The organism is Citrobacter rodentium NBRC 105723 = DSM 16636 (genome assembly GCF_021278985.1).
In the GTDB taxonomy this organism is placed as follows: domain Bacteria; phylum Pseudomonadota; class Gammaproteobacteria; order Enterobacterales; family Enterobacteriaceae; genus Citrobacter_A; species Citrobacter_A rodentium.
In genome coordinates this window covers 712,253-733,878 of record NZ_CP082833.1, presented here as the reverse complement: position 1 = coordinate 733,878, position 21,626 = coordinate 712,253, and the positions used below count along the sequence as shown (strand labels likewise).

The 21,626-nt window shown below is 54.8% G+C and carries 26 protein-coding genes and 1 pseudogene; 13 read left to right on the top strand and 14 right to left on the bottom strand.

What is annotated here, in order from left to right:
- Positions 1-25: 25 nt before the first annotated feature.
- The 4 genes from uxuA (at position 26) to mtgA (ending at position 5,204) form a co-directional block, all read left to right on the top strand.
- Positions 26-1,090, top strand: a complete 1,065-nt coding sequence (uxuA, locus tag K7R23_RS03415; RefSeq protein ID WP_012908503.1) for a mannonate dehydratase — start codon at positions 26-28, stop codon at positions 1,088-1,090.
- 179 nt (positions 1,091-1,269) lie between these two features.
- Positions 1,270-3,606 carry an aerobic respiration two-component sensor histidine kinase ArcB gene (gene arcB, locus K7R23_RS03410; protein ID WP_012908504.1) on the top strand — a complete coding sequence of 779 codons (2,337 nt, stop codon included), beginning with the start codon at positions 1,270-1,272 and terminating at the stop codon, positions 3,604-3,606.
- 228 nt (positions 3,607-3,834) lie between these two features.
- On the top strand, positions 3,835-4,488 hold the full coding sequence (elbB, locus tag K7R23_RS03405; protein ID WP_012908505.1) for an isoprenoid biosynthesis glyoxalase ElbB: 654 nt from the start codon (positions 3,835-3,837) through the stop codon (positions 4,486-4,488).
- Entirely contained in the window at positions 4,485-5,204 is a 720-nt protein-coding gene (gene mtgA / locus K7R23_RS03400) for a monofunctional biosynthetic peptidoglycan transglycosylase (RefSeq protein ID WP_012908506.1), read from the top strand. Before elbB ends, mtgA begins: the two co-directional genes overlap by 4 nt.
- 119 nt (positions 5,205-5,323) lie before the next feature.
- On the opposite strand, the gene yrbL is transcribed toward mtgA, so the two are convergent.
- The 12 genes and pseudogenes from yrbL to K7R23_RS03340 form a co-directional block, all read right to left on the bottom strand.
- Positions 5,324-5,956: a PhoP regulatory network protein YrbL gene (gene yrbL / locus K7R23_RS03395; RefSeq protein ID WP_012908507.1), complete on the bottom strand. Its 633-nt coding sequence runs from the start codon at positions 5,954-5,956 to the stop codon at positions 5,324-5,326.
- Positions 5,957-6,151: 195 nt separating this feature from the next.
- Positions 6,152-6,424 (bottom strand): PTS phosphocarrier protein NPr, encoded by a 273-nt coding sequence (gene npr, locus K7R23_RS03390; RefSeq protein WP_012908508.1) that lies wholly within the window; start codon positions 6,422-6,424, stop codon positions 6,152-6,154.
- The gene (gene rapZ, locus K7R23_RS03385) at positions 6,421-7,275 is read right to left on the bottom strand and encodes an RNase adapter RapZ (protein ID WP_012908509.1); all 855 of its coding nucleotides are present in this window, start codon (positions 7,273-7,275) and stop codon (positions 6,421-6,423) included. Before rapZ ends, npr begins: the two co-directional genes overlap by 4 nt.
- 45 nt (positions 7,276-7,320) lie before the next feature.
- Entirely contained in the window at positions 7,321-7,812 is a 492-nt protein-coding gene (gene ptsN, locus K7R23_RS03380; RefSeq protein ID WP_012908510.1) for a PTS IIA-like nitrogen regulatory protein PtsN, read from the bottom strand.
- A 118-nt stretch (positions 7,813-7,930) separates the two neighbouring features.
- A complete protein-coding gene (gene hpf, locus K7R23_RS03375) occupies positions 7,931-8,218 on the bottom strand; it encodes a ribosome hibernation promoting factor (protein WP_012908511.1) in 288 nt (95 codons plus the stop codon).
- A gap of 22 nt (positions 8,219-8,240) precedes the next feature.
- Positions 8,241-9,674: an RNA polymerase factor sigma-54 gene (gene rpoN / locus K7R23_RS03370; protein WP_012908512.1), complete on the bottom strand. Its 1,434-nt coding sequence runs from the start codon at positions 9,672-9,674 to the stop codon at positions 8,241-8,243.
- A 47-nt stretch (positions 9,675-9,721) separates the two neighbouring features.
- On the bottom strand, positions 9,722-10,447 hold the full coding sequence (gene lptB, locus K7R23_RS03365; protein ID WP_012908513.1) for an LPS export ABC transporter ATP-binding protein: 726 nt from the start codon (positions 10,445-10,447) through the stop codon (positions 9,722-9,724).
- Between the two features lie 6 nt (positions 10,448-10,453).
- A complete protein-coding gene (gene lptA, locus K7R23_RS03360) occupies positions 10,454-11,008 on the bottom strand; it encodes a lipopolysaccharide ABC transporter substrate-binding protein LptA (protein WP_012908514.1) in 555 nt (184 codons plus the stop codon).
- The gene (lptC, locus tag K7R23_RS03355; protein WP_012908515.1) at positions 10,977-11,552 is read right to left on the bottom strand and encodes an LPS export ABC transporter periplasmic protein LptC; all 576 of its coding nucleotides are present in this window, start codon (positions 11,550-11,552) and stop codon (positions 10,977-10,979) included. The genes lptA and lptC overlap by 32 nt, the downstream gene beginning before the upstream one ends.
- Positions 11,549-12,115 carry a 3-deoxy-manno-octulosonate-8-phosphatase KdsC gene (gene kdsC, locus K7R23_RS03350; RefSeq protein ID WP_012908516.1) on the bottom strand — a complete coding sequence of 189 codons (567 nt, stop codon included), beginning with the start codon at positions 12,113-12,115 and terminating at the stop codon, positions 11,549-11,551. The genes lptC and kdsC overlap by 4 nt, the downstream gene beginning before the upstream one ends.
- 20 nt (positions 12,116-12,135) lie before the next feature.
- Positions 12,136-13,121, bottom strand: a pseudogene (gene kdsD / locus K7R23_RS03345) (arabinose-5-phosphate isomerase KdsD).
- A gap of 13 nt (positions 13,122-13,134) precedes the next feature.
- Complete coding sequence (locus K7R23_RS03340; protein ID WP_024133056.1) at positions 13,135-14,112, bottom strand: calcium/sodium antiporter; 978 nt, start codon at positions 14,110-14,112, stop codon at positions 13,135-13,137.
- 198 nt (positions 14,113-14,310) lie between these two features.
- On the opposite strand from K7R23_RS03340, the gene mlaF reads away from it, so the two are divergent.
- The 7 genes from mlaF to murA all read left to right on the top strand — a co-directional run bounded on the left by mlaF (position 14,311) and on the right by murA (position 19,155).
- Positions 14,311-15,123, top strand: coding sequence for a phospholipid ABC transporter ATP-binding protein MlaF (gene mlaF / locus K7R23_RS03335; RefSeq protein ID WP_012908519.1), 813 nt, complete (start codon positions 14,311-14,313; stop codon positions 15,121-15,123).
- Between the two features lie 7 nt (positions 15,124-15,130).
- Positions 15,131-15,913 carry a lipid asymmetry maintenance ABC transporter permease subunit MlaE gene (gene mlaE, locus K7R23_RS03330; RefSeq protein WP_012908520.1) on the top strand — a complete coding sequence of 261 codons (783 nt, stop codon included), beginning with the start codon at positions 15,131-15,133 and terminating at the stop codon, positions 15,911-15,913.
- Positions 15,914-15,917: 4 nt separating this feature from the next.
- Positions 15,918-16,469 (top strand): outer membrane lipid asymmetry maintenance protein MlaD, encoded by a 552-nt coding sequence (mlaD, locus tag K7R23_RS03325; protein ID WP_024133057.1) that lies wholly within the window; start codon positions 15,918-15,920, stop codon positions 16,467-16,469.
- A gap of 18 nt (positions 16,470-16,487) precedes the next feature.
- Positions 16,488-17,123, top strand: coding sequence for a phospholipid-binding protein MlaC (mlaC, locus tag K7R23_RS03320; RefSeq protein WP_012908522.1), 636 nt, complete (start codon positions 16,488-16,490; stop codon positions 17,121-17,123).
- Complete coding sequence (mlaB, locus tag K7R23_RS03315) at positions 17,123-17,419, top strand: lipid asymmetry maintenance protein MlaB (protein ID WP_012908523.1); 297 nt, start codon at positions 17,123-17,125, stop codon at positions 17,417-17,419. Before mlaC ends, mlaB begins: the two co-directional genes overlap by 1 nt.
- Positions 17,420-17,587: 168 nt before the next feature.
- Positions 17,588-17,842 carry a BolA family iron metabolism protein IbaG gene (gene ibaG / locus K7R23_RS03310; RefSeq protein ID WP_024133058.1) on the top strand — a complete coding sequence of 85 codons (255 nt, stop codon included), beginning with the start codon at positions 17,588-17,590 and terminating at the stop codon, positions 17,840-17,842.
- Positions 17,843-17,895: 53 nt separating this feature from the next.
- Positions 17,896-19,155: a UDP-N-acetylglucosamine 1-carboxyvinyltransferase gene (gene murA, locus K7R23_RS03305; protein ID WP_012908525.1), complete on the top strand. Its 1,260-nt coding sequence runs from the start codon at positions 17,896-17,898 to the stop codon at positions 19,153-19,155.
- Positions 19,156-19,209: 54 nt separating this feature from the next.
- Here murA and sfsB read toward each other — a convergent pair whose 3' ends face one another.
- Both sfsB and ispB read right to left on the bottom strand, forming a co-directional pair.
- The gene (sfsB, locus tag K7R23_RS03300) at positions 19,210-19,497 is read right to left on the bottom strand and encodes a DNA-binding transcriptional regulator SfsB (protein ID WP_012908526.1); all 288 of its coding nucleotides are present in this window, start codon (positions 19,495-19,497) and stop codon (positions 19,210-19,212) included.
- A 223-nt stretch (positions 19,498-19,720) separates the two neighbouring features.
- Positions 19,721-20,692, bottom strand: coding sequence for an octaprenyl diphosphate synthase (gene ispB / locus K7R23_RS03295; protein WP_012908527.1), 972 nt, complete (start codon positions 20,690-20,692; stop codon positions 19,721-19,723).
- A 259-nt stretch (positions 20,693-20,951) separates the two neighbouring features.
- Between ispB and rplU the strand changes: the two genes are divergently transcribed.
- Both rplU and rpmA read left to right on the top strand, forming a co-directional pair.
- Positions 20,952-21,263, top strand: coding sequence for a 50S ribosomal protein L21 (gene rplU / locus K7R23_RS03290; RefSeq protein WP_000271401.1), 312 nt, complete (start codon positions 20,952-20,954; stop codon positions 21,261-21,263).
- Positions 21,264-21,282: 19 nt separating this feature from the next.
- Positions 21,283-21,540: a 50S ribosomal protein L27 gene (rpmA, locus tag K7R23_RS03285; RefSeq protein WP_012135319.1), complete on the top strand. Its 258-nt coding sequence runs from the start codon at positions 21,283-21,285 to the stop codon at positions 21,538-21,540.
- The last annotated feature ends 86 nt before the right edge of the window (positions 21,541-21,626 follow it).

The following is a 21,626-nucleotide window of genomic DNA, read 5'->3' as shown; positions in this document are numbered from 1 at the left end:
CACACATTGATTCGGGTGATTTCGTATGCAGATGACAATGCGCTGGTTTGGGCCAGATGAAGATAAGGTTTCCCTGGAGCATATCCGCCAGGTTCCGGGCGTGGAAGGCGTCGTAGGGGCGCTGTATGACGTAGCGGTTGGTGAGGTCTGGCCGGTAGATAAGATCGAAAAGTTGGTTAAGCAGGCGCATGACGCCGGTCTGAAAATGGAAGTCATCGAAAGCGTTAACATCCATGATGACATCAAAATTGGTCTGCCTTCACGCGATCGCTACATTGCCAACTACCAGCAAACTATCCGTAACCTTGCCCAGTCAGGCGTGAAGGTGATTTGCTATAACTTTATGCCCGTTTTCGACTGGATGAAGACGGACATGAACTACGTTCTGCCGGATGGCTCCATGACGATGGCCTTTGAGAAAAAGGATATCGACAAGAGCCTGGAAGAGGTGGTGAAAGAGGTTCTGGAAAACTCGAACGGCTTTGCGCTGCCGGGCTGGGAGCCGGAGCGACTGGCGAAGGTGCAGGAGCTGTTTGCAAAGTATAAAGATGTGGACGACGCGAAGCTGCGCGAAAACCTGGTCTACTTCCTGAAGGCGGTGATCCCGGTCTGTGAAGAGGTGGGCGTGAAGATGGCAATCCACCCGGACGATCCGCCGTACTCTATCTTCGGTCTGCCGCGCATTGTGAAAAACCGCGCCGATCTGGACTGGATCTGCAACGCCGTGGATTCCGAAGCGAACGGTATCACGCTCTGCACCGGTTCTATTGCGGAAGATCCGGACAACAATGTGTATGAGATCCTCGCGGAGTTCAGTCGCCGCAAGCGGATTCATTTCGCGCACGTGCGCAACATCAAGCTCATTAAAGATAAAGACTTTTATGAGTGCGCGCATCCTTCACAGTACGGTTCGTTAGACATGTACAAAGTGATGCAGTCCCTGTATGACAACGGCTTCGACGGTTATATCCGTCCGGATCATGGCCGCTTTATCTGGGACGAAACCGGTCGTCCGGGGTATGGTCTGTTCGACCGGGCACTGGGCGTCACCTACCTGATGGGGCTGTGGGAAGCGCTGGGTAAGCGCTAATCTCGCCTTCGCTTTGATGACGGGTCCGCTTGCCGGGCCCGTCGCAGCATCCGCCATCTTCCTGTTATCTCTCGCCTGTTCCCGCGTAACGCTATTTTCCCCGCATTTTTTACACAATCTTCAACGCGTTGCTCATAATTGAGTATTATTGTGCCAGATTGTCGTAAAGGAAATTCCTGATGAAGCAAATTCGTATGCTGGCGCAATATTATGTCGACCTGATGATGAAGCTGGGTCTGGTGCGCTTTTCGCTCCTGTTAGCGTTTGCGCTGGTTGTGCTGGCTATTGTGGTGCAGATGGCTGTCACTATGGTGCTCCATGGGCGGGTCGAACAGATCGACGTTATTCGTTCTATCTTCTTTGGTTTATTAATTACCCCCTGGGCGGTCTATTTTCTGTCGGTGGTGGTTGAACAACTGGAGGAGTCCCGTCAGCGCTTGTCCAGGCTGGTGCAAAAGCTGGAGGAGATGCGTGAGCGCGACCTCAAGCTTAACGTGCAGCTAAAAGACAACATCGCGCAGCTCAATCAGGAGATCGCCGATCGCGAAAAGGCGGAGGCCGAACGCCAGTCGACCTTTGAACAACTGAAAGTGGAGATCAAAGAGCGCGAAGAGGCGCAGATCCAGCTTGAGCAGCAATCCTCTTTCCTGCGCTCTTTCCTCGACGCCTCGCCGGACCTGGTGTTTTATCGTAACGAAGATAAAGAGTTTTCCGGCTGTAACCGGGCGATGGAGCTGCTTACCGGCAAAAGCGAAAAGCAGCTGGTGCATCTCAAGCCAGCCGACGTTTATTCGCCGGAAGCGGCGGCAAAAGTCATTGAAACCGATGAAAAGGTCTTTCGGCATAACGTGTCGCTGACCTATGAGCAGTGGCTGGATTATCCGGACGGACGTAAGGCCTGTTTTGAAATTCGCAAAGTGCCCTATTACGACCGCGTTGGTAAACGCCACGGTCTGATGGGCTTTGGTCGTGACATTACCGAACGTAAGCGCTATCAGGATGCGCTTGAACGCGCCAGCCGCGACAAAACCACCTTTATCTCCACCATCAGCCATGAATTACGCACGCCGCTGAACGGCATCGTCGGCCTGAGCCGCATCCTGCTGGACACCGACCTGACCGCCGAACAGGAAAAATACCTCAAGACTATTCATGTTTCCGCCGTGACGCTGGGGAATATTTTCAACGATATTATCGACATGGATAAGATGGAGCGGCGTAAAGTTCAGCTCGACAACCAGCCGGTGGATTTCACCAGCTTTATGGCCGATCTGGAAAACCTCTCCGGGCTACAGGCGCAGCAGAAAGGGCTGCGTTTCGTCCTCGAACCAACGTTGCCGCTGCCGCATAAAGTGGTCACTGACGGCACGCGGCTGCGGCAGATTCTGTGGAACCTGATCAGCAACGCGGTGAAGTTTACCCAGCAGGGGCAGGTCACGGTGCGGGTCCGCTATGACGAAGGCGATATGCTGCACTTCGAAGTGGAAGATTCCGGCATCGGCATCCCGCAGGATGAGCAGGACAAGATCTTCGCGATGTATTATCAGGTGAAAGACAGTCACGGCGGTAAACCGGCCACCGGCACCGGGATTGGCCTGGCGGTTTCGCGTCGGCTGGCGAAAAGTATGGGCGGCGACATTACCGTGGCAAGCCAGACGAATAAAGGTTCAACCTTTACCCTGACCGTTCATGCGCCGGCAGTGGCGGAAGAAGTTGAGGACGCGTTCGAGGAAGACGATTTACCGCTGCCGGCGCTGAACGTGCTGCTGGTGGAAGATATCGAACTGAACGTTATTGTGGCGCGCTCGGTGCTGGAAAAACTCGGCAACAGCGTGGACGTGGCGATGACGGGCAAGGCGGCGCTCGAGATGTTCACGCCGGGCGAGTACGATCTGGTGCTGCTGGACATTCAGCTACCGGATATGACCGGACTTGATATCTCCAGGGAACTGACCAAACGCTACGCGCGCGAAGATCTGCCGCCGCTGGTGGCGCTTACCGCCAACGTACTGAAGGATAAAAAAGAGTATCTGGAAGCAGGGATGGATGATGTGCTGAGTAAACCGCTGTCGGTTCCGGCATTGACCGCCATGATTAAGAAGTTCTGGGACACGCAAAATGAAGAGGAGAGCACGGTGACGCCTGAAGAGAACAGTAAATCGCAAGCGCTGTTAGATATTCCGATGCTGGAACAGTACATAGAGCTGGTGGGGCCAAAATTGATTACCGATGGCCTCGCGGTATTCGAGAAGATGATGCCGGGCTATCTGAGCGTGCTGGAGTCAAACCTGACCGCGCGCGATAAAAAAGGCGTGGTGGAGGAAGGGCATAAGATCAAAGGGGCGGCCGGCTCCGTCGGGCTTCGTCATCTGCAACAGCTGGGCCAGCAGATCCAGTCTCCGGATCTTCCTGCATGGGAGGATAACGTCGGCGAATGGATCGAAGAGATGAAGCAGGAGTGGCAGCATGATGTTGCGGTACTGAAAGCCTGGGTGGCGAACGCGCAAAAAAAATGACCCCGGATTAACCGGGGTGCGCGAATACTGCGCCAACACCAGGGAAATCGTAGCTGCGCGGTAAGTTATTCTCATATTTTAAACGCGCAGCGCTCATTTTCAGGCCGCACGCAATTAAGATAGCAAATCTTAAATGTTTTGTTACATGAATCAGTTAAATGTGTGAAGCGTAGCATTTTAATCATTATTTTTAATCCGCTCCAGTCAGTTGCGAAAAGGATGTTTTGAATGAAAAGAATTGGCGTAGTGCTCAGCGGCTGCGGCGTATACGACGGCGCAGAAATTCATGAGGCTGTACTGACTCTTCTGGCGATTGCCCGCAGCGGCGCGCAGGCCGTCTGCTTCGCCCCCGACAAACCGCAGGCCGATGTGATTAATCATTTGACGGGCGATCCGATGGCGGAAACGCGTAATGTGCTGATTGAAGCGGCGCGCATCACCCGTGGCGACATTCGCCCGCTTTCTCAGGCTGTTTCCGCGGAACTGGACGCGCTGATTGTTCCCGGCGGCTTTGGCGCGGCGAAAAATTTAAGTAATTTTGCCAGCCAGGGGCGCGATTGCCGGGTGGACGCCGATTTAACCGCGCTGGCCGTCGCCATGCATCAGTCGGGTAAGCCGCTCGGCTTTATGTGCATCGCTCCGGCGATGCTGCCGAAAATGTTTGGTTTTCCGCTGCGGCTGACCATTGGCACGGATATCGATACCGCCGAAGCGCTGGATGATATGGGAGCGGAGCACGTGCCCTGTCCAGTGGATGATATCGTGGTCGACGAAGACAATAAAATCGTCACCACTCCAGCGTATATGCTGGCGCAGAATATCGCCGAGGCGGCGACCGGCATTGAAAAACTGGTATCGCGCGTGCTGGTCCTGGCGGAATGAAAAAAGGACTTATCGTATTTCTGCGGCGCCTGATTGTACGCGTCGCGCTGGCGCTTGCCCTCTTCTGGGGCGGCGGAATTGCGCTGTTCAGCGTGGCACCGGTGCCGTTTTCGGCGGTGATGGCGGAGCGGCAGATTGGCGCCTGGCTACGGGGCGATTTCGGCTATGTCGCCCATTCAGACTGGGTGAGTATGGATGAGATCTCGCCGTGGATGGGGCTGGCGGTTATTGCCGCGGAAGATCAACACTTTCCGGCGCACTGGGGATTTGACGTTGCCGCCATTGAGAAGGCGCTGTCGCATAATGAACGCCATGAAAATCGCATACGCGGCGCGTCGACGTTGTCACAGCAAACGGTGAAAAATCTCTTTTTATGGGACGGACGTAGCTGGCTGCGCAAAGGGCTGGAAGCGGGTCTGACGCTGGGCGTTGAAACCGTCTGGAGCAAAAAGCGGATCCTGACTGTCTACCTGAATATCGCCGAGTTTGGCGACGGCGTCTTTGGCGTTGAAGCGGCGGCGCAGCGCTATTTCGGCAAACCGGCCAGCAGGCTGACGCAGTCGGAAGCCGCGCTGCTCGCCGCCGTATTGCCAAATCCCTTACGCTATAAGGCCGCCGCGCCTTCCGGGTATGTGCGTAGCCGACAGGCGTGGATTATGCGCCAGATGCGCCAGCTGGGCGGCGAGACGTTTATGACCCGCAATAAGCTGTATTAAACGCGGAATAATGACGTCCCGTAGGGCCTGATAAACGAAGCGCCATCAGGCCTGTTAAATGCATCAGGGTAAACAAGTATCGCCTGATGGCGGCTAACGCCTTATCCAACCTGCAAGGCTTATGCCTCGCGGGAAGAGAGCGCGAGCGCGCTGCGCTCTTTTGGCTGTGCGTTCTTTTCCAGCGCCATGGCCAGCGCTGGCTGGGCAATAAACCGCTGCCACAACCTTTCCTGCTTGCGATGGCAAAACCATGTCGACCTGGTCGCCAGCGGGATCAGCGTCCCTTCGCCAATGTTATCGCACACGACCGGCACGACTTCTGATTCGTTGATGCGATGGCAGAGAATGTTCTGCGGTTTCAGGGTCATTGTGACGATATGATTGTCGCGCAGATAACGCTTCAGCCGCCTCAGCAACTGCCGTAATACGATAACGTCATCTTCATAGCGGCACTGCTTCGTAAATTCGCTGAGCGTCACGGACGGCTTGCCGTCGTAGTCGGCAATCACATCGTAAACGTAACCCGTCCCACAGTCGGTCTCTACCGTGCCGTAGTAGCGCGGGATCCCGCTCCAGTCCTGCAAGTAGCGGGAAAGATGCGCGTAGTATTTCAGCTCGCGCCGCGTCTCTTTTTCGCCGCCGTGACCACCGTTGTACACAATCTTAATGCAGAGTTGGGCATCATCCGGATGCGCATAGCATTTACGATGTCGTCCGGTGCCCAGGGGTGTCTGATCTGATAGACGAATCATAAGAGCTATCCTGGAAATATTTACTGACAATAATTAAGTATGGACAAGAAAAGTAAATGAATCCTAAACGACGGCTCTTAAGGTTTTCCTAAGGTAAATATGCAGCTAAAAAGAGCACGAAAAGTGCAATTGCTGGCAAGGGAAATAAAAAAACGCCATTCGGCGTTTTGTGAGGAGGCGGAAAAAGGGGGAGGATTAGTCTTCGTCGAACCCTGAGTTAAACAGCGCGATAACCGCTGCCAGCGCTTCAACTTCCTGTGGTCCGGTGGCTTCAATTTCAATCTGACGGCCTTTGGCGGAGTCCAGCATCAGTAAGGCGATCACGCTGTTGGCTTCGGCTTCGGTGCCTTCATCGTTACGCAGCAGGACTTCGGCATCAAAACCTTGCATCAATTCGAAAAGCTTCATCGCAGGCCGGGCATGCATGCCCAGCTTGTTAGTCACTTCAACAGTTTGCCTGACGGTCATGTTTTACGTTTTTCCAGCGTACGATGGCGTGACTGTACGTTTTTCCCGCGCGAGCGGAAGTAGTCTGCCAGCTGTTCTGCAATATACACCGAACGGTGCTTCCCGCCGGTACAGCCAATGGCTACGGTCAGGTAGCTACGGTTGTTGGTCTCCAGCATTGGTAACCATAGCTCAAGATAGCTGCGGGTCTGGTAGATAAAATTGTGTACTTCTGTGTGCCGGTCGAGAAAGGCGGCAACCGGTTTATCCAGGCCGGTCATTGGACGCAGCTTCGGGTCCCAGTGGGGGTTCGGCAGAAAGCGCACGTCAAAGACGTAGTCGGCATCAATTGGAATACCGTGTTTGAAGCCAAAAGACTCAAACACCATGGTCAGTTCGCGTTCGCGCTTGCCCAGCAGGCGGGTGCGCAGCATTTCCGCCAGCTCATGCACCGACATTTCCGAGGTGTCGACAATCAGGTCGGCGCGCGAGCGCAGCGGTTCCAGCAGATCGCTTTCCTGATCGATAGCGCTTTCCAGCGATAAATTTTTGCTGGAGAGCGGGTGCAGGCGGCGCGTATCGCTGTAGCGACGAATCAGGGTATTGCGGTCTGCATCCAGGAACAGCAGCTGCGGTGAGAACGCCTCAGGCAGGTTGTTCATCGCCTGCTCAAAGATTTCCGGCGATTCGGGCATGTTGCGCACGTCAATGCTCACGGCAGCCGATATCTGGCGTTCGGCCAGCGTACGAGCCAGATCGGGTAACAGCACCACGGGAAGGTTATCCACGCAGTAAAAACCCATATCTTCCAGCGCACGCAGGGCCACAGATTTACCTGACCCTGAACGACCGCTGACGATCATCAGTACCATGTACTGTTTCTCCTCACCACGTCAAAAGGGGAATGTTCTACGCTTTTATTCATCATCCTGGCAACCGTCGGTGCCAGTGATGATTTGATACAGCTCTTCATCGCTTTGTGCGGCGCGCAGACGACGGCAAATGGTTTTGTCCGCCAGCCGCTTGGCGACCAGCGACAGCGTGTGCAGATGCGTTTTGGTTTGATCCGCAGGCACCAGCAGAGCAAAAAGCAGATCGACCGGTTGATTATCGATCGCGTCAAAAGCGATCGGCGTTTCCAGCTGGACAAACACGCCCACGGCACGCAGGGTGTCTTCTTCCAGCTTGCCGTGCGGGATGGCGATGCCGTTGCCGATGCCGGTACTGCCCATTTTTTCCCGCGTCAGAATCGCTTCGAAAACCACCTGCGGTGGCAAACTGAGCTGCTTCGCCGCCAGTTCGCTGATGATCTCCAGCGCGCGTTTTTTGCTCTGGCAGTGAACGCCACTGCGCGTACATTCCTGGTTAAGTACACTGTTCAGTTGTAGAGTCGTATCGTTATTTATCATAATTTCACCTGGGAACCCGACCCAGTCATCGGACGAGGCGGGTTCGGAGCGCTAACTGTACAAATGGCCTGTTGTTGTACGCAACAGGCCTTCCTGCACCCGCTAACTGCCCGGATACTTAGTGTTGTTTCAGTTTGTCTTTATGTCTGGTTAGCTGTCTGGCCAGTTTATCTATTAAGCCGTCAATCGCGGCATACATATCCTGGCCTTCCGAACTGGCGTGAATTTCGCCGCCATTGACGTGCAGCGTCGCATCCGAGATGTGGGTGACCTTCTCCACCTTCAACACAATGTAGACCTGATTGATTCTGTCGAAATACTGCTCAAGCTTGGCGAATTTATTGTTCACAAAGTCACGCAGGGCTTCAGTGATCTCGACGTTGTTTCCAGTGATGTTGAGCTGCATAGTGTCTTCCTTATCGGTTAGGTCAAACCAGCTGTTTACGCTGATTCGACGGCGGAATGGATAAAGACTCTCGGTACTTCGCAACGGTGCGGCGCGCCACCATGATACCCTGTTCCGACAGCAGCGAAGTTAACTTGCTGTCGCTCAGCGGTTTCGCGGGGTTTTCCGCCGCAATCAGCTTTTTCACCAGCGCGCGAATCGCCGTGGAGGAGGCTTCGCCGCCGCCTTCGGTATTCACGTGACTGGAGAAAAAATACTTCAGTTCAAATATGCCGCGCGGGCTGTGCAGATACTTCTGCGTGGTCACACGGGAAATTGTCGATTCGTGCATCTCGACGGCCTGGGCGATATCCGCCAGCACCATCGGTTTCATAAATTCTTCGCCTTGCTCAAAGAAGGCCTGCTGCTGTTCGACGATACAACGGCTGACGCGCAGCAGGGTATCGTTACGGCTTTCCAGACTTTTAATCAGCCATTTCGCATCCTGCAAATTGCTGCGGATATACTGGCTGTCGGCATCGTTGCGCCCGCCGCTGCACATTGCCGCGTAGTGCTGGTTAATTTGCAGACGGGGGATGCTGTCGCTGTTCAGTTCGACCATCCAGCGGCCGTTATGCTTACGCACCAGCACGTCGGGAATCACGTATTCAGGCTCGCCGGTCTGGATCGACTGGCCGGGTCTGGGGTCGAGCGACTGGATAAGATTTACCGCCTCTTTCAGCACCTCTTCCTTCAGCCTTGTTACGCGCATCAGGGTGCGGAAGTCGTGGTTCGCGAGCAGATCGAGATGATCGCTGATAATGAGGCGGGCTTCTTCGAGAAACGGCGTGGTTTTCGCAAACTGGGAGAGCTGGATCAGCAGACAGTCGCGCAGATCTTTTGCCGCGACGCCGACGGGATCGAATCGCTGAATGCGTTTCAGGACGGCTTCGATCTCGTCAATATCCACCTCTTCGTCGCCCATACTTTCGCGGATATCTTCCAGCGAAACGGTAAGGTAGCCGGTATCATCAACGGCATCGACAATGGAAGTGGCGATGGCGCGATCGGTATCGGTAAACGGCGTCAGCTGCACCTGCCACATCAGGTAATCCTGCAGGCTCTGGGTAGTTTCACCCTGATAAACGGGCAGTTCGTCGTCGATATAGTCGCCGCTGGTGCCCGAAGGCGTGCCGGCGGTATAGATCTCGTCCCAGCTGGCGTCGAGCGGCAGTTCTTCCGGCATCGCCTGTTGTTCGAGCGCGTCGGCGGCGTCCAGCGTTTCGTTGTCCTGCGTCTCGCGGGTGTCCACTTCCTCATGAAGATCGGTTTGCTCAAGCAGCGGATTGCTTTCCAGCGCCTGCTGCAGTTCCTGCTGGAGCTCCAGCGTGGATAACTGCAACAGACGGATAGCCTGTTGTAGCTGAGGCGTCATTGCCAGTTGCTGGCTGAGCCTGAGTTGCAAACCTTGCTTCATATTCAGAATCGTTTTCTCCCGCTATGACGTCGCGAACCTCTACCCTATCAGAGTCTGAAGTCTTCCCCAAGGTATACGCGCTTAACGTGTCCGTCCTGCAGGATTTCCGTCGGCGTACCGTGGGCGATCAGGTGTCCCTGACTGACGATATAGGCGCGCTCGCACACCGCCAGCGTTTCGCGGACGTTATGGTCGGTAATCAACACGCCAAGCCCGCTGTCGCGCAGGTGCTCGATAATGCGTTTGATATCGATAACGGAGATGGGGTCGACGCCCGCAAAGGGTTCATCGAGCAGAATAAATTTCGGATTTGCGGCCAGCGCGCGGGCGATTTCGACACGGCGGCGTTCGCCTCCGGAGAGCGACTGGCCCATGCTGTCCCGCAGATGCTCGATGTGAAACTCTTCCATCAGCTCGTTGGCGCGATCTTCACGCTGTTCGGCGGTGAGATCGTCGCGTATTTGCAGGACCGCCATCAGGTTATCATACACGCTCAGGCGGCGGAAAATCGATGCTTCCTGCGGCAGATAGCCGATGCCGCGCCGTGCGCGGGCGTGCAGCGGCAGCAGGCTGATGTCCTCATCATCAATGATGATGTTGCCGGCGTCGCGCGGCACAATGCCGACCACCATATAAAAAGTGGTGGTTTTACCTGCGCCGTTAGGCCCGAGCAGCCCGACAATCTCGCCCGAATTGACGGTCAGACTGACATCTTCCACGACGCGACGGCCTTTATAGGCCTTCGCCAGATTCTTTGCAGTTAATGTTGCCATAACGAATTAGTTACTCTTTTTCTGAGCCGGGGCCTGGTCTTTGTTTTTGTCCTGCAACTGCGACGGCACCAGCACGGTGGTGACGCGATTCCCTTTCTCGCTGAAGGCCTGCATCTTCTGCTCCTTCACCAGATAGGTAATTTTGTCGCCGGTGATGTTGCTGTCGAGCTGTTCCAGGTACGCGTTGCCGGTGAGCACCACAAAGTCTTTCGCCAGTTCATAATGCATCTTCGACGCGTGGCCTTTGACCGGCTTACCGTTGTCCTGCATCTGATAGAAGGTGGCCGGGTTGCCGAAGCCGTCTATGACCTCTTTACCTTCTTCGCCGCCCGGACGGGTCACGACGACTTTATCCGCGTTGATCTTGATGGTGCCCTGGGTCACGACGACATTACCGGTAAAGGTGACGACGTTGCCCTGCATATCCAGAGACTGCTGGTCCGATTCAATGTGGATCGGCTGGTCGGTATCGCCGGTAACGGCGAACGCCGGAATGCTGGCGGCCAGAAGTGAGCTGGCAAGCACAAGATTAAGGCTGAGTTTGTTTGTTTTGAATTTCATAGGAGGTTCTAACCTTTTCAATCAGCTTGGCGTTCTTGCTGCGTAAGTTGCCGCGCATTTTCAGTCCGCTGGAGTTAAATGTAGTTCCGTATAACGTGACGAGATCCTCAGAGGTCACATCCTGCGTCACCAGATTGACCTGAGCGTTATCGGTGGTAATTCTGCGTAGTTGAGCGTCAGGCACCAGCGCGTTGACTTCAACATGACCATAAAGATACAGCATCCGTTCATCGGTCAGTTTGGCTTTGTCCGCCTTGATTGACCAGGTAGGGATCTTGTCCTTATCAAAGGTGGTTAATACCGGTTGAGTAAACCACGAAACGGCTTGATCCGAATAATATTCGACATTCTGGGCAATCAAACGATAGCTCAGCGCGCCTTCCGGGCTATACACGACGGTATCCGTATGTTCGCTTTTATAAGTGGGATCGCTTGTGTTCACCACTACCGGCGCGGTAACGTCTTTATCGGCCAGATTAATACCAATCAGCACCAGTACGGCCAACGACAGCAGAATGATAACCCAACGTCTGGCTTTACTCATATTGATTGCCCTTTGGCCGCTTCAAGCTTACCCTGCGCCAGTAATAATAAATCACACACCTCACGCACCGCGCCCCGCCCGCCGGCGATTTTTGTCACATAGTCCGCGCGCGGGATGAGCAATGGATGCGCGTCCGCTACCGCGACGCTCAGACCCACTTTTTCCATCACCGGCCAGTCGATCAGATCGTCGCCGACGTAGGCCACGTTTTCCGGCGCGATCGCCAGTTTTGCCAGCAGATCGTTAAACGCCAGCAGCTTATCGGACTGTCCCTGATACAGATGGACGATCCCCAGCGTGGCGCAGCGATCTTCTACCAGTTTAGCCTTTCGGCCGGTGATAATGGCGACTTCGATACCGGAGGTCAGGGCGCAGCGGATACCATACCCGTCGCGGACGTTGAAGGCTTTCAGCTCTTCGCCGTTATTGCCCATGTAAATCAGCCCATCCGACAGCACGCCATCAACGTCGAGAATCAACAGACGAACGTTCTCTGCTCTGGCGATAACCTCAGCGCTGACGGGTCCATAACAGGTCGCAAGCGACGCACCTGCTTTACTCATTTCTTTTTATCCTTGAATTGCTACACGACGCCTGCACGCAGGAGATCATGCATATGTAACACACCGAGCAACTGGTCGCCATCGGCAACCATTACTGAGGTGATATGACGGGACTGCATTAAGTTCAGCGCATCGACCGCCAGAATGCCGGGCGCACGCGGATGCCGCCCGGCGTCATAACGTCGGCAATGCCTAACTGCCGCACGTCAACGCCCATATCAAAGACGCGGCGTAAATCACCGTCGGTGAAGATGCCATCGATCTTCATCGTCTCATCGCAAATTACGGTCATGCCCAGATTTTTGCGGGTGATCTCCAGCAGCGCATCGCGCAGGCTGGCCTCTTTGCGCACGTGGGGGATTTCCTCGCCCGTATGCATAATATCGTTCACGCGCAGCAGAAGTTTACGCCCCAGCGCGCCGCCCGGATGGGATAACGCGAAATCCTCGGCGGTAAAGCCGCGCGCCTTTAACAGCGCCACCGCCAGCGCATCGCCCATTACCAGCGTGGCCGTGGTGCTACTGGTCGGCGCCAGTCCTAACGGACAGGCCTCTTTCGGTACTTTAACACACAGATGCACATCCGCGGCTCGCGCCATGGTGCTTTCCGGACGCCCCGTAATGCAAATAAGCTGCACCTGAAGGCGTTTCAGCACCGGGATTAAGGCGGCAATTTCGCTGGATTCGCCGGAGTTGGAGATGGCAATCACCACGTCCTGCGCGGTCACCATGCCCAGATCGCCGTGGGCGGCTTCGCCAGGGTGGACAAAAAAGGACGAGGTGCCGGTGCTGGCGAAGGTCGCGGCCATTTTGCGGCCGATATGTCCCGATTTGCCCATGCCCATGACCACGACTTTACCGGTGCAGTTGAACATCTTTTCGCAGGCGAGGGTAAAATCCTGATTGATATACTGATCGAGTTCCGCGAGGCCTTCACGTTCAATCGCCAGGACCTCTTTTCCGGCCTGCTGAAAGTCAAAACCCGGTTGTAACGCTAAGTGCGACATAATCTTTTTCCCGTTATCCAACAATAAGCGGCGACAACCAATACAACATCGCCAGCCATATGATAAAACCGCCGGTCAGCAGCGCGCCTGCGCCGCGACCAGACTGACGGGGACGCCGCCAGCAGAGTAACGCAAAGATGACGCTCACCAGCAGCATTACGCTGTAATCACGGCTGAAGGCCAGCGGGTTGACCTCGCCAGGCGTCAGCAGGGCGGGAAGGCCAAGGACGAGCGCGAGGTTAAAAATGTTTGCGCCAATGATATTGCCCACCGCAATATCGTTTTCGCCTTTGCGTACGCCAGCAATGGCGGTCGCCAGTTCGGGCAGGCTGGTGCCAATGGCGATCGCCGTCAGGCCCATCGTCAGTTCGCTCATGGCGAAATAGTTGGCGATCACCGTGGCGTTATCGACCACCATCCGGGTGGCCATCGGCATAATGATCAGCGCGATGCCCAACCATAAAAACGCTACCGGCAGTCCGCCTTCGCGCGGCAGCTCCGCAAGCTGCTCGCGGGTGAGGCTGTCGTTGCCCTGCCGCTCAGCCAGGCGGGCGATTTTAACCATGAACAGCAGCCATAGCACGGCCAGCAGCAGGAGAAAAATGCCATCGCTACGGCTCAGCTCTCCGTCATACAGTACGGAACCGGCTACCATGCTGACGAGTAACATTAGCGGCAGTTCGCGGCGCAGAATATCGGAATGCACGGTAAAAGGATGGATCAGGGCGGCCAGCCCGAGGATCAACAGAATGTTGGTAATGTTGGATCCGATCGCGGTGCCGACGGCAAGATCGAGCTGTCCGTGCAGCGAGGCGGCGAGCGAGACGATGATCTCAGGCAGCGAGGTGCCGATACTGACCACCGTCATACCGATGATCAGCGGCGGGATGCCGAACGTTCGGCATAAAATTGACGCGGCAAATACCAGACGGTCGGCGCCGTAGACGACCAATAATAAACCAATAATTAATAGCGCCGTCGCTAAAAGCATCTAAAGTCCTTTCTTCAGGTATACTCGCCGGTCACCGGGAAACCGTTACGAAGTCTTAATTTTGACTTTATGCGATTAAAAAGTAAAACAAATGCCAGCTTTAGCTAACCAGGGCAGGTAATATTCTGTAAATATGTTGGGTTCATGGCGATTTTCAGCGCCATGCTTTAATCACTAAGCAACACGAAGGATCTATTAATGGGTGAGTCTGTGGCGAATTTAGTCGATATGCGCGATGTCAGCTTTACGCGTGGCGATCGCTGCATTTTCGATAATATTTCCCTGACGGTGCCGCGTGGTAAGATCACCGCGATCATGGGGCCGTCCGGCATCGGTAAAACGACGCTGCTGCGCCTGATCGGCGGGCAAATTTCGCCAGACAAGGGCGAGATCCTGTTTGATGGCGAGAATATTCCCGCCATGTCCCGCTCGCGGCTTTACACTGTACGGAAACGGATGAGTATGCTGTTTCAGTCGGGGGCGCTGTTTACCGACATGAACGTTTTCGATAACGTGGCGTACCCGTTGCGCGAACATACCACGCTTCCGGCGCCGTTACTGAAAAGTACGGTGATGATGAAACTGGAGGCCGTGGGCCTGCGCGGCGCGGCAAAATTGATGCCTTCCGAGCTGTCCGGCGGGATGGCGAGGCGAGCGGCGCTGGCGCGCGCAATTGCGCTGGAGCCGGATCTCATTATGTTTGATGAACCCTTTGTCGGCCAGGATCCCATCACTATGGGAGTGCTGGTTAAGCTCATTTCAGAACTCAACAGCTCGCTGGGCGTTACCTGCATCGTGGTCTCTCATGATGTGCCTGAAGTCCTGAGTATTGCCGATCACGCGTATATCATGGCGGACAAAAAAATTGTTGCCCACGGCAGTGCGCAAGGGTTGCAGGAAAACGACGATCCGCGCGTACGCCAGTTCCTGGACGGTATTGCCGACGGGCCGGTCCCGTTCCGCTATCCGGCGGGCGATTATCACTCTGATTTACTCGGAACAGGGAGTTAAGCCACACATGCTGTTAAATGCACTGGCGACGCTTGGACACAAAGGTATTAAAACCGTGAGTACGTTCGGGCGCGCCGGGTTAATGTTATTCAATGCGCTGGTCGGCAAACCGGAATTTCGCAAACACACGCCGCTGCTGGTGCGCCAGCTCTATAATGTGGGCGTCCTGTCGATGCTTATCATTCTGGTGTCTGGCGTATTTATTGGTATGGTGCTGGGGCTTCAGGGCTATCTGGTGCTCACCACCTACAGCGCGGAAACCAGCCTCGGGATGCTGGTGGCGCTGTCGCTGCTGCGCGAGCTTGGTCCGGTGGTCGCGGCGCTGCTGTTTGCCGGACGCGCCGGTTCCGCGCTCACGGCGGAGATTGGCCTGATGCGCGCCACCGAGCAGCTTTCCAGTATGGAAATGATGGCCGTCGATCCGCTGCGCCGGGTGATCTCTCCGCGCTTCTGGGCTGGCGTGATTTCGCTGCCGCTGCTGACCATTCTGTTTGTCGCGGTCGGTATCTGGGGCGGTTCGCTGGTGGGCGTGAGCTGGAAGGGGATCGACGCCGGATTCTTCTGGTCGGCGATGCAAAACGCCGTCGACTGGCGGCTGGATCTGGTGAACTGTTTGATTAAAAGCGTGGTGTTCGCCATCACCGTCACCTGGATTGCATTGTTCAATGGCTATGATGCGATTCCGACCTCGGCGGGAATTAGCCGGGCAACCACACGCACCGTTGTGCACTCGTCGCTGGCCGTTCTGGGCTTGGATTTTGTGCTGACCGCTTTGATGTTTGGGAATTGAGTTCATGCAAACGAAAAAAAATGAAATTTGGGTGGGGATCTTCTTGTTAGCGGCGCTGTTGGCGGCGCTGTTTGTCTGCCTGAAAGCGGCGAACGTGACCTCAATGCGCACGGAGCCGACCTACACTCTCTATGCGACCTTCGATAATATCGGCGGTCTGAAAGTTCGCTCGCCGGTGCGTATCGGCGGGGTGGTCGTGGGCCGGGTGGCGGACATCTCATTAGATCCGAAAACCTATCTGCCGCGCGTTACCCTCGACATCGAAGAACGTTATAACCACATTCCTGATACCAGTTCGCTGAGCATTCGTACTTCCGGCCTGCTGGGCGAACAATATCTGGCGCTAAACGTCGGTTTTGAGGACCCTGAGCTGGGAACGTCTATCCTCAAAGATGGCGGCACGATTCAGGACACCAAGTCCGCAATGGTGCTGGAAGATATGATTGGTCAGTTCCTTTACAACAGTAAGGGTGGTGACAATAAGAATTCTGGCGATGCGCCAGCGCCGGCCGAAGGCAATAATGCCGCCACCGGGCCTGCGGGCAATACGAATTAATCACGGGAGAATCGACATATGTTTAAACGATTGATGATGGTGGCTCTGCTGGTGATCGCGCCGCTGAGCGCGGCCACGGCGGCCGATCAGACCAACCCCTACAAGCTGATGAACGAAGCGGCGCAGAAAACGTTCGATCGTCTGAAAAATGAACAGCCCAAAATCCGCTCTAATCCGGACTATCTGCGTGAGGTGGTCGATCAGGAACTGCTGCCGTACGTGCAGGTGAAATACGCCGGCGCGCTGGTATTGGGGCGTTACTACAAAGAAGCGACGCCTGCCCAGCGTGACGCCTATTTCGCCGCGTTCCGTGAATATCTGAAACAGGCATACGGTCAGGCGCTGGCGATGTATCATGGTCAGACTTATCAGATCGCACCAGAGCAGCCGCTGGGCAGTGCGACGATTGTGCCGATCCGCGTCACCATTATCGATCCAAACGGTCGTCCACCGGTGCGTCTGGACTTCCAGTGGCGTAAAAACAGCCAGACCGGCAACTGGCAGGCCTATGACATGATCGCCGAAGGTGTCAGCATGATCACCACTAAACAGAATGAGTGGAGCGATCTGCTGCGTACGAAAGGGATCGACGGCCTGACTGCGCAACTGAAATCCATCGCGCAGCAGAAAATCACGCTGGAAGAGAAAAAGTAATGACGCAGTCACTCCGCTGGACATGTGACGGCGATACGCTGATGCTGGCGGGCGAGCTGGATCAGGACGTGCTCAATCCGCTGTGGGATGCGCGCGTTGAGGCGATGAAAGAGGTGACCTGTATCGATCTGAGCCAGATTTCTCGCGTGGATACCGGTGGGCTGGCGCTGCTGGTTCACCTTATCGAGCTGGCGAAAAAACAGGGCAACAGCGTTTCACTACAGGGCGTAAACGACAAGGTTTACACCCTGGCGCAGTTGTATAACCTGCCTGCGGACGTTCTTCCCCGTCCGTAATCTGCGTCGGATAGCTGCGGCTGTCCGGCCTTGCCCCACAGGCCTGATAAGACGCGACAGCGCCGCCATCAGGCAACTTTACATTCATAATCCTTTTGCTTATTTATGACAGCGCAACTTTGCACTAAGATGTTGGGCTGTTTTCACTATCTGACGAATAAAGAGCCCATGGAAAATAATGAAATTCAGAGAGTGCTGATGAACGCACTCTCCCTCCAGGAAGTCCACGTCTCTGGCGATGGCAGTCATTTTCAGGTTATTGCCGTGGGTGAGATGTTTGACGGCATGAGCCGGGTTAAGAAACAGCAGACCATCTATGCCCCGCTGATGGAGTATATTGCGGACAACCGCATTCACGCCCTGTCGATCAAAGCGTATACCCCCGCAGAGTGGGCGCGCGATCGTAAGCTTAACGGTTTTTAAGCTACGGGCCATAACGCCGGTAGCGACGATGAATTTTAACTGAGAACAACATCATGGATAAATTTCGTGTTCAGGGGCCGACGAAGCTCCAGGGCGAAGTCACCATTTCAGGTGCAAAAAACGCCGCACTGCCAATCCTGTTTGCGGCGCTGCTGGCGGAAGAGCCGGTAGAGATCCAGAACGTCCCGAAACTGAAGGACGTGGATACCTCAATGAAGCTGCTGAGTCAGCTTGGCGCGAAGGTTGAGCGTAACGGTTCGGTACGTATTGATGCGCGCAACGTTAACGTTTTCTGCGCGCCGTATGATCTGGTGAAAACCATGCGCGCCTCTATCTGGGCGCTGGGGCCGCTGGTGGCACGCTTTGGTCAGGGGCAGGTTTCTCTGCCTGGCGGCTGCACTATCGGCGCACGTCCGGTGGATCTGCACATCACCGGTCTGGAGCAGCTGGGTGCGACCATCAGGCTGGAAGAGGGCTATGTGAAGGCTTCCGTCGACGGAAGGCTGAAAGGCGCGCATATCGTGATGGATAAAGTCAGCGTTGGCGCGACGGTCACCATCATGTGCGCAGCGACCCTCGCGGAAGGTACCACCATTATTGAAAACGCCGCGCGTGAGCCGGAGATCGTCGATACGGCGAATTTCCTGATTGCGCTGGGGGCGAAGATCTCCGGGCAGGGCACCGATCGTATCACTATCGAAGGCGTTGAACGTCTGGGGGGCGGTGTTTATCGCGTGCTGCCGGACCGTATCGAAACCGGTACGTTCCTGGTCGCGGCGGCGATCTCGCGCGGCAAGATCGTGTGCCGTAACGCGCAGCCGGATACGCTGGACGCGGTTCTCGCCAAGCTGCGTGATGCGGGCGCCGATATCGAAGTGGGTGAAGACTGGATCAGCCTCGACATGCACGGTAAGCGTCCGAAAGCGGTTAACGTACGTACTGCGCCGCATCCGGCTTTCCCGACCGATATGCAGGCGCAGTTTACGCTGCTGAACCTGGTCGCGGAAGGTACTGGATTTATCACGGAAACCGTATTCGAAAACCGCTTTATGCACGTGCCTGAGCTGAGCCGTATGGGCGCGCACGCTGAAATCGAAAGCAATACGGTGATTTGCCACGGGGTGGAGAAACTTTCCGGTGCGCAGGTTATGGCGACGGATCTGCGCGCTTCTGCGAGTCTGGTGCTGGCAGGATGCATTGCCGAAGGCACAACGGTTGTGGATCGTATTTATCATATCGATCGCGGCTACGAGCGCATTGAGGATAAACTGCGGGCGCTGGGCGCTAATATAGAGCGCGTGAAAGGCGAGTAATTCCTATTGAATACATAGCCCCGTTGCGCGTAGCAGGGGCTACTGTCTTGTATTTTACTTGGTATCTGAATTAGCACGACGTGCTGAGCGCATCAGGCGCGTTCTGTCGATAAAAGCATGCGTTTTAGGATCATGATAACGCGACGGCCAGATAACCCAGGGATCCGTTTCTAATACTTTAGCAATAATCACTTCGCCTTTTGGCCAGGGCCGGGTTAAAGCGTTTGCCAGCGTGGAGGAACTCAATCCGTTCCTGCGCGACTCGGCGGCCATTGATGTCCCTTTTTTCCGCAATCCGGCGATGATATCCGCCGGGTGCCAGTCAATGAGTTTGCTTTCCATTTTCCCTCGCTCCTTCAGTTGTTCATGGGTTTTTGAACAATAAAACCGAGAGAAATACTATACGCCTGAAGAACTATTGTTCTAAAAAGTTCATGTAAGTGTTTATGATATTCAGATTTAGCCAAGAACGGTTACGGATTTTAACCGGGTTCTTTGAAGTTGGTCATTTTTATTGGAATTTACTTGAATCATCCCGTTCTTTCACGGGATGATATTGATGTGATTACCGGTCTCGTTGTACGGCGATATGCGCAAGGCCGATTAGCGCTTCGCGCCATGGAGTGTCAGGCAGCGTCTGGAGGGCAGCGATCGCTTTGTCCGCTTCTTCTTCCGCACGCTGACGCGTCCATTCCAGCGATCCGCAGGCATTCATCGCTTCCAGAACCGGCTCAAGAAGATGTCGCCCGTTTCCTTGTTCAATGGCGGTACGAATCATCTGCGCCTGCTCAGGAGTGCCGTGACGCATTGCATGGAGCAGCGGCAACGTCGGTTTACCTTCATTGAGGTCATCGCCGACGTTTTTACCCAGCTGTTCGCCATCGGCGCTGTAATCCAGTAAATCGTCAATCAACTGGAAAGCTGTGCCGAGATAGCGGCCATAGTCCTGTAACCCTTTTTCCTGCGCGTCGCTGCAGCCAGCAAGAATGCCGGAGCACTGCGCCGCCGCTTCAAACAGACGCGCGGTTTTGCTGTAAATTACGCGCATGTAGTTTTCTTCGGTGATATCCGGGTCGTTGACGTTCATCAACTGTAATACTTCGCCTTCCGCGATAACGTTCACGGCTTCCGACATCACTTCCAGCACTTTCAGCGAACCGAGGCTGGTCATCATCTGGAAGGCGCGGGTATAGATAAAGTCACCAACCAGCACGCTGGCGGCATTGCCAAACGCGGCATTCGCCGTTGCTTTGCCGCGGCGCATATCGGACTCATCCACCACATCATCATGCAGCAGGGTGGCGGTGTGGATAAACTCGATCAACGCCGCGATAGTGACATGGGCATTTCCCTGATAGCCAACGGCGCGCGCCGCGAGTACGGCAATCATCGGGCGAATACGTTTCCCGCCACCGCTCACTATGTAATAGCCTAACTGGTTGATCAGTTGAACATCGGAATTAAGCTGTTCAAGGATTGTCGCATTGACACCCGCCATATCCTGCGCGGTTAACTCATTGATTTTTTCTAAATTCATCGCCAAAGCCGGGCTTTTCGCCCCGTTTACCTCTTCAGACAGCAAGGTAACTTAGGGTTTAGGGTTGTAAAATATGTGCTGATTGTACTGAAAAAACGGCGCAGATAAACGTTACCATACGCGTTGTGTTTTTTTTCTTCATGTATTGACTGTAGCACTTGTCAAAGGCTCACGTTTTGCGTAATATTCGCGCCCTATTGTGAATATTTATAGCGCACTCTGAATCATCTAAAAGGTGTGCGCGGAAGCGGAGTTTTTTATGTACGCGGTTTTCCAAAGTGGTGGTAAACAACACCGAGTAAGCGAAGGTCAGACCGTTCGCCTGGAAAAGCTGGACATCGCAACTGGCGAAACTGTTGAGTTCGCTGAAGTTCTGATGATCGCAAACGGTGAAGAAGTCAAAATCGGCGTTCCTTTCGTTGATGGCGGCGTAATCAAAGCTGAAGTTGTTGCTCACGGTCGTGGCGAGAAAGTTAAAATCGTTAAGTTTCGTCGTCGTAAACACTATCGTAAGCAGCAGGGCCACCGTCAGTGGTTCACTGATGTGAAAATTACTGGCATCAGCGCCTAAGACCTGAGGAGAGATTTAAATGGCACATAAAAAGGCTGGCGGCTCCACTCGTAACGGTCGCGATTCAGAAGCTAAACGCCTGGGCGTTAAGCGTTTCGGTGGCGAAACCGTTCTGGCGGGTAGCATCATCGTTCGTCAACGTGGCACCAAATTCCACGCTGGCACTAACGTAGGTTGCGGTCGTGACCACACTCTGTTTGCGAAAGCAGACGGTAAAGTGAAATTTGAAGTTAAAGGCCCGAACAACCGTAAATACATCAGCATCGTTGCTGAGTAAGTTTTTCGTGGTCCGGTAACGGATGAAAGCCCCGCACCCTGTTGCGGGGCTTTTTACATTCGACGACCGGTAAATATGCTCGTGAA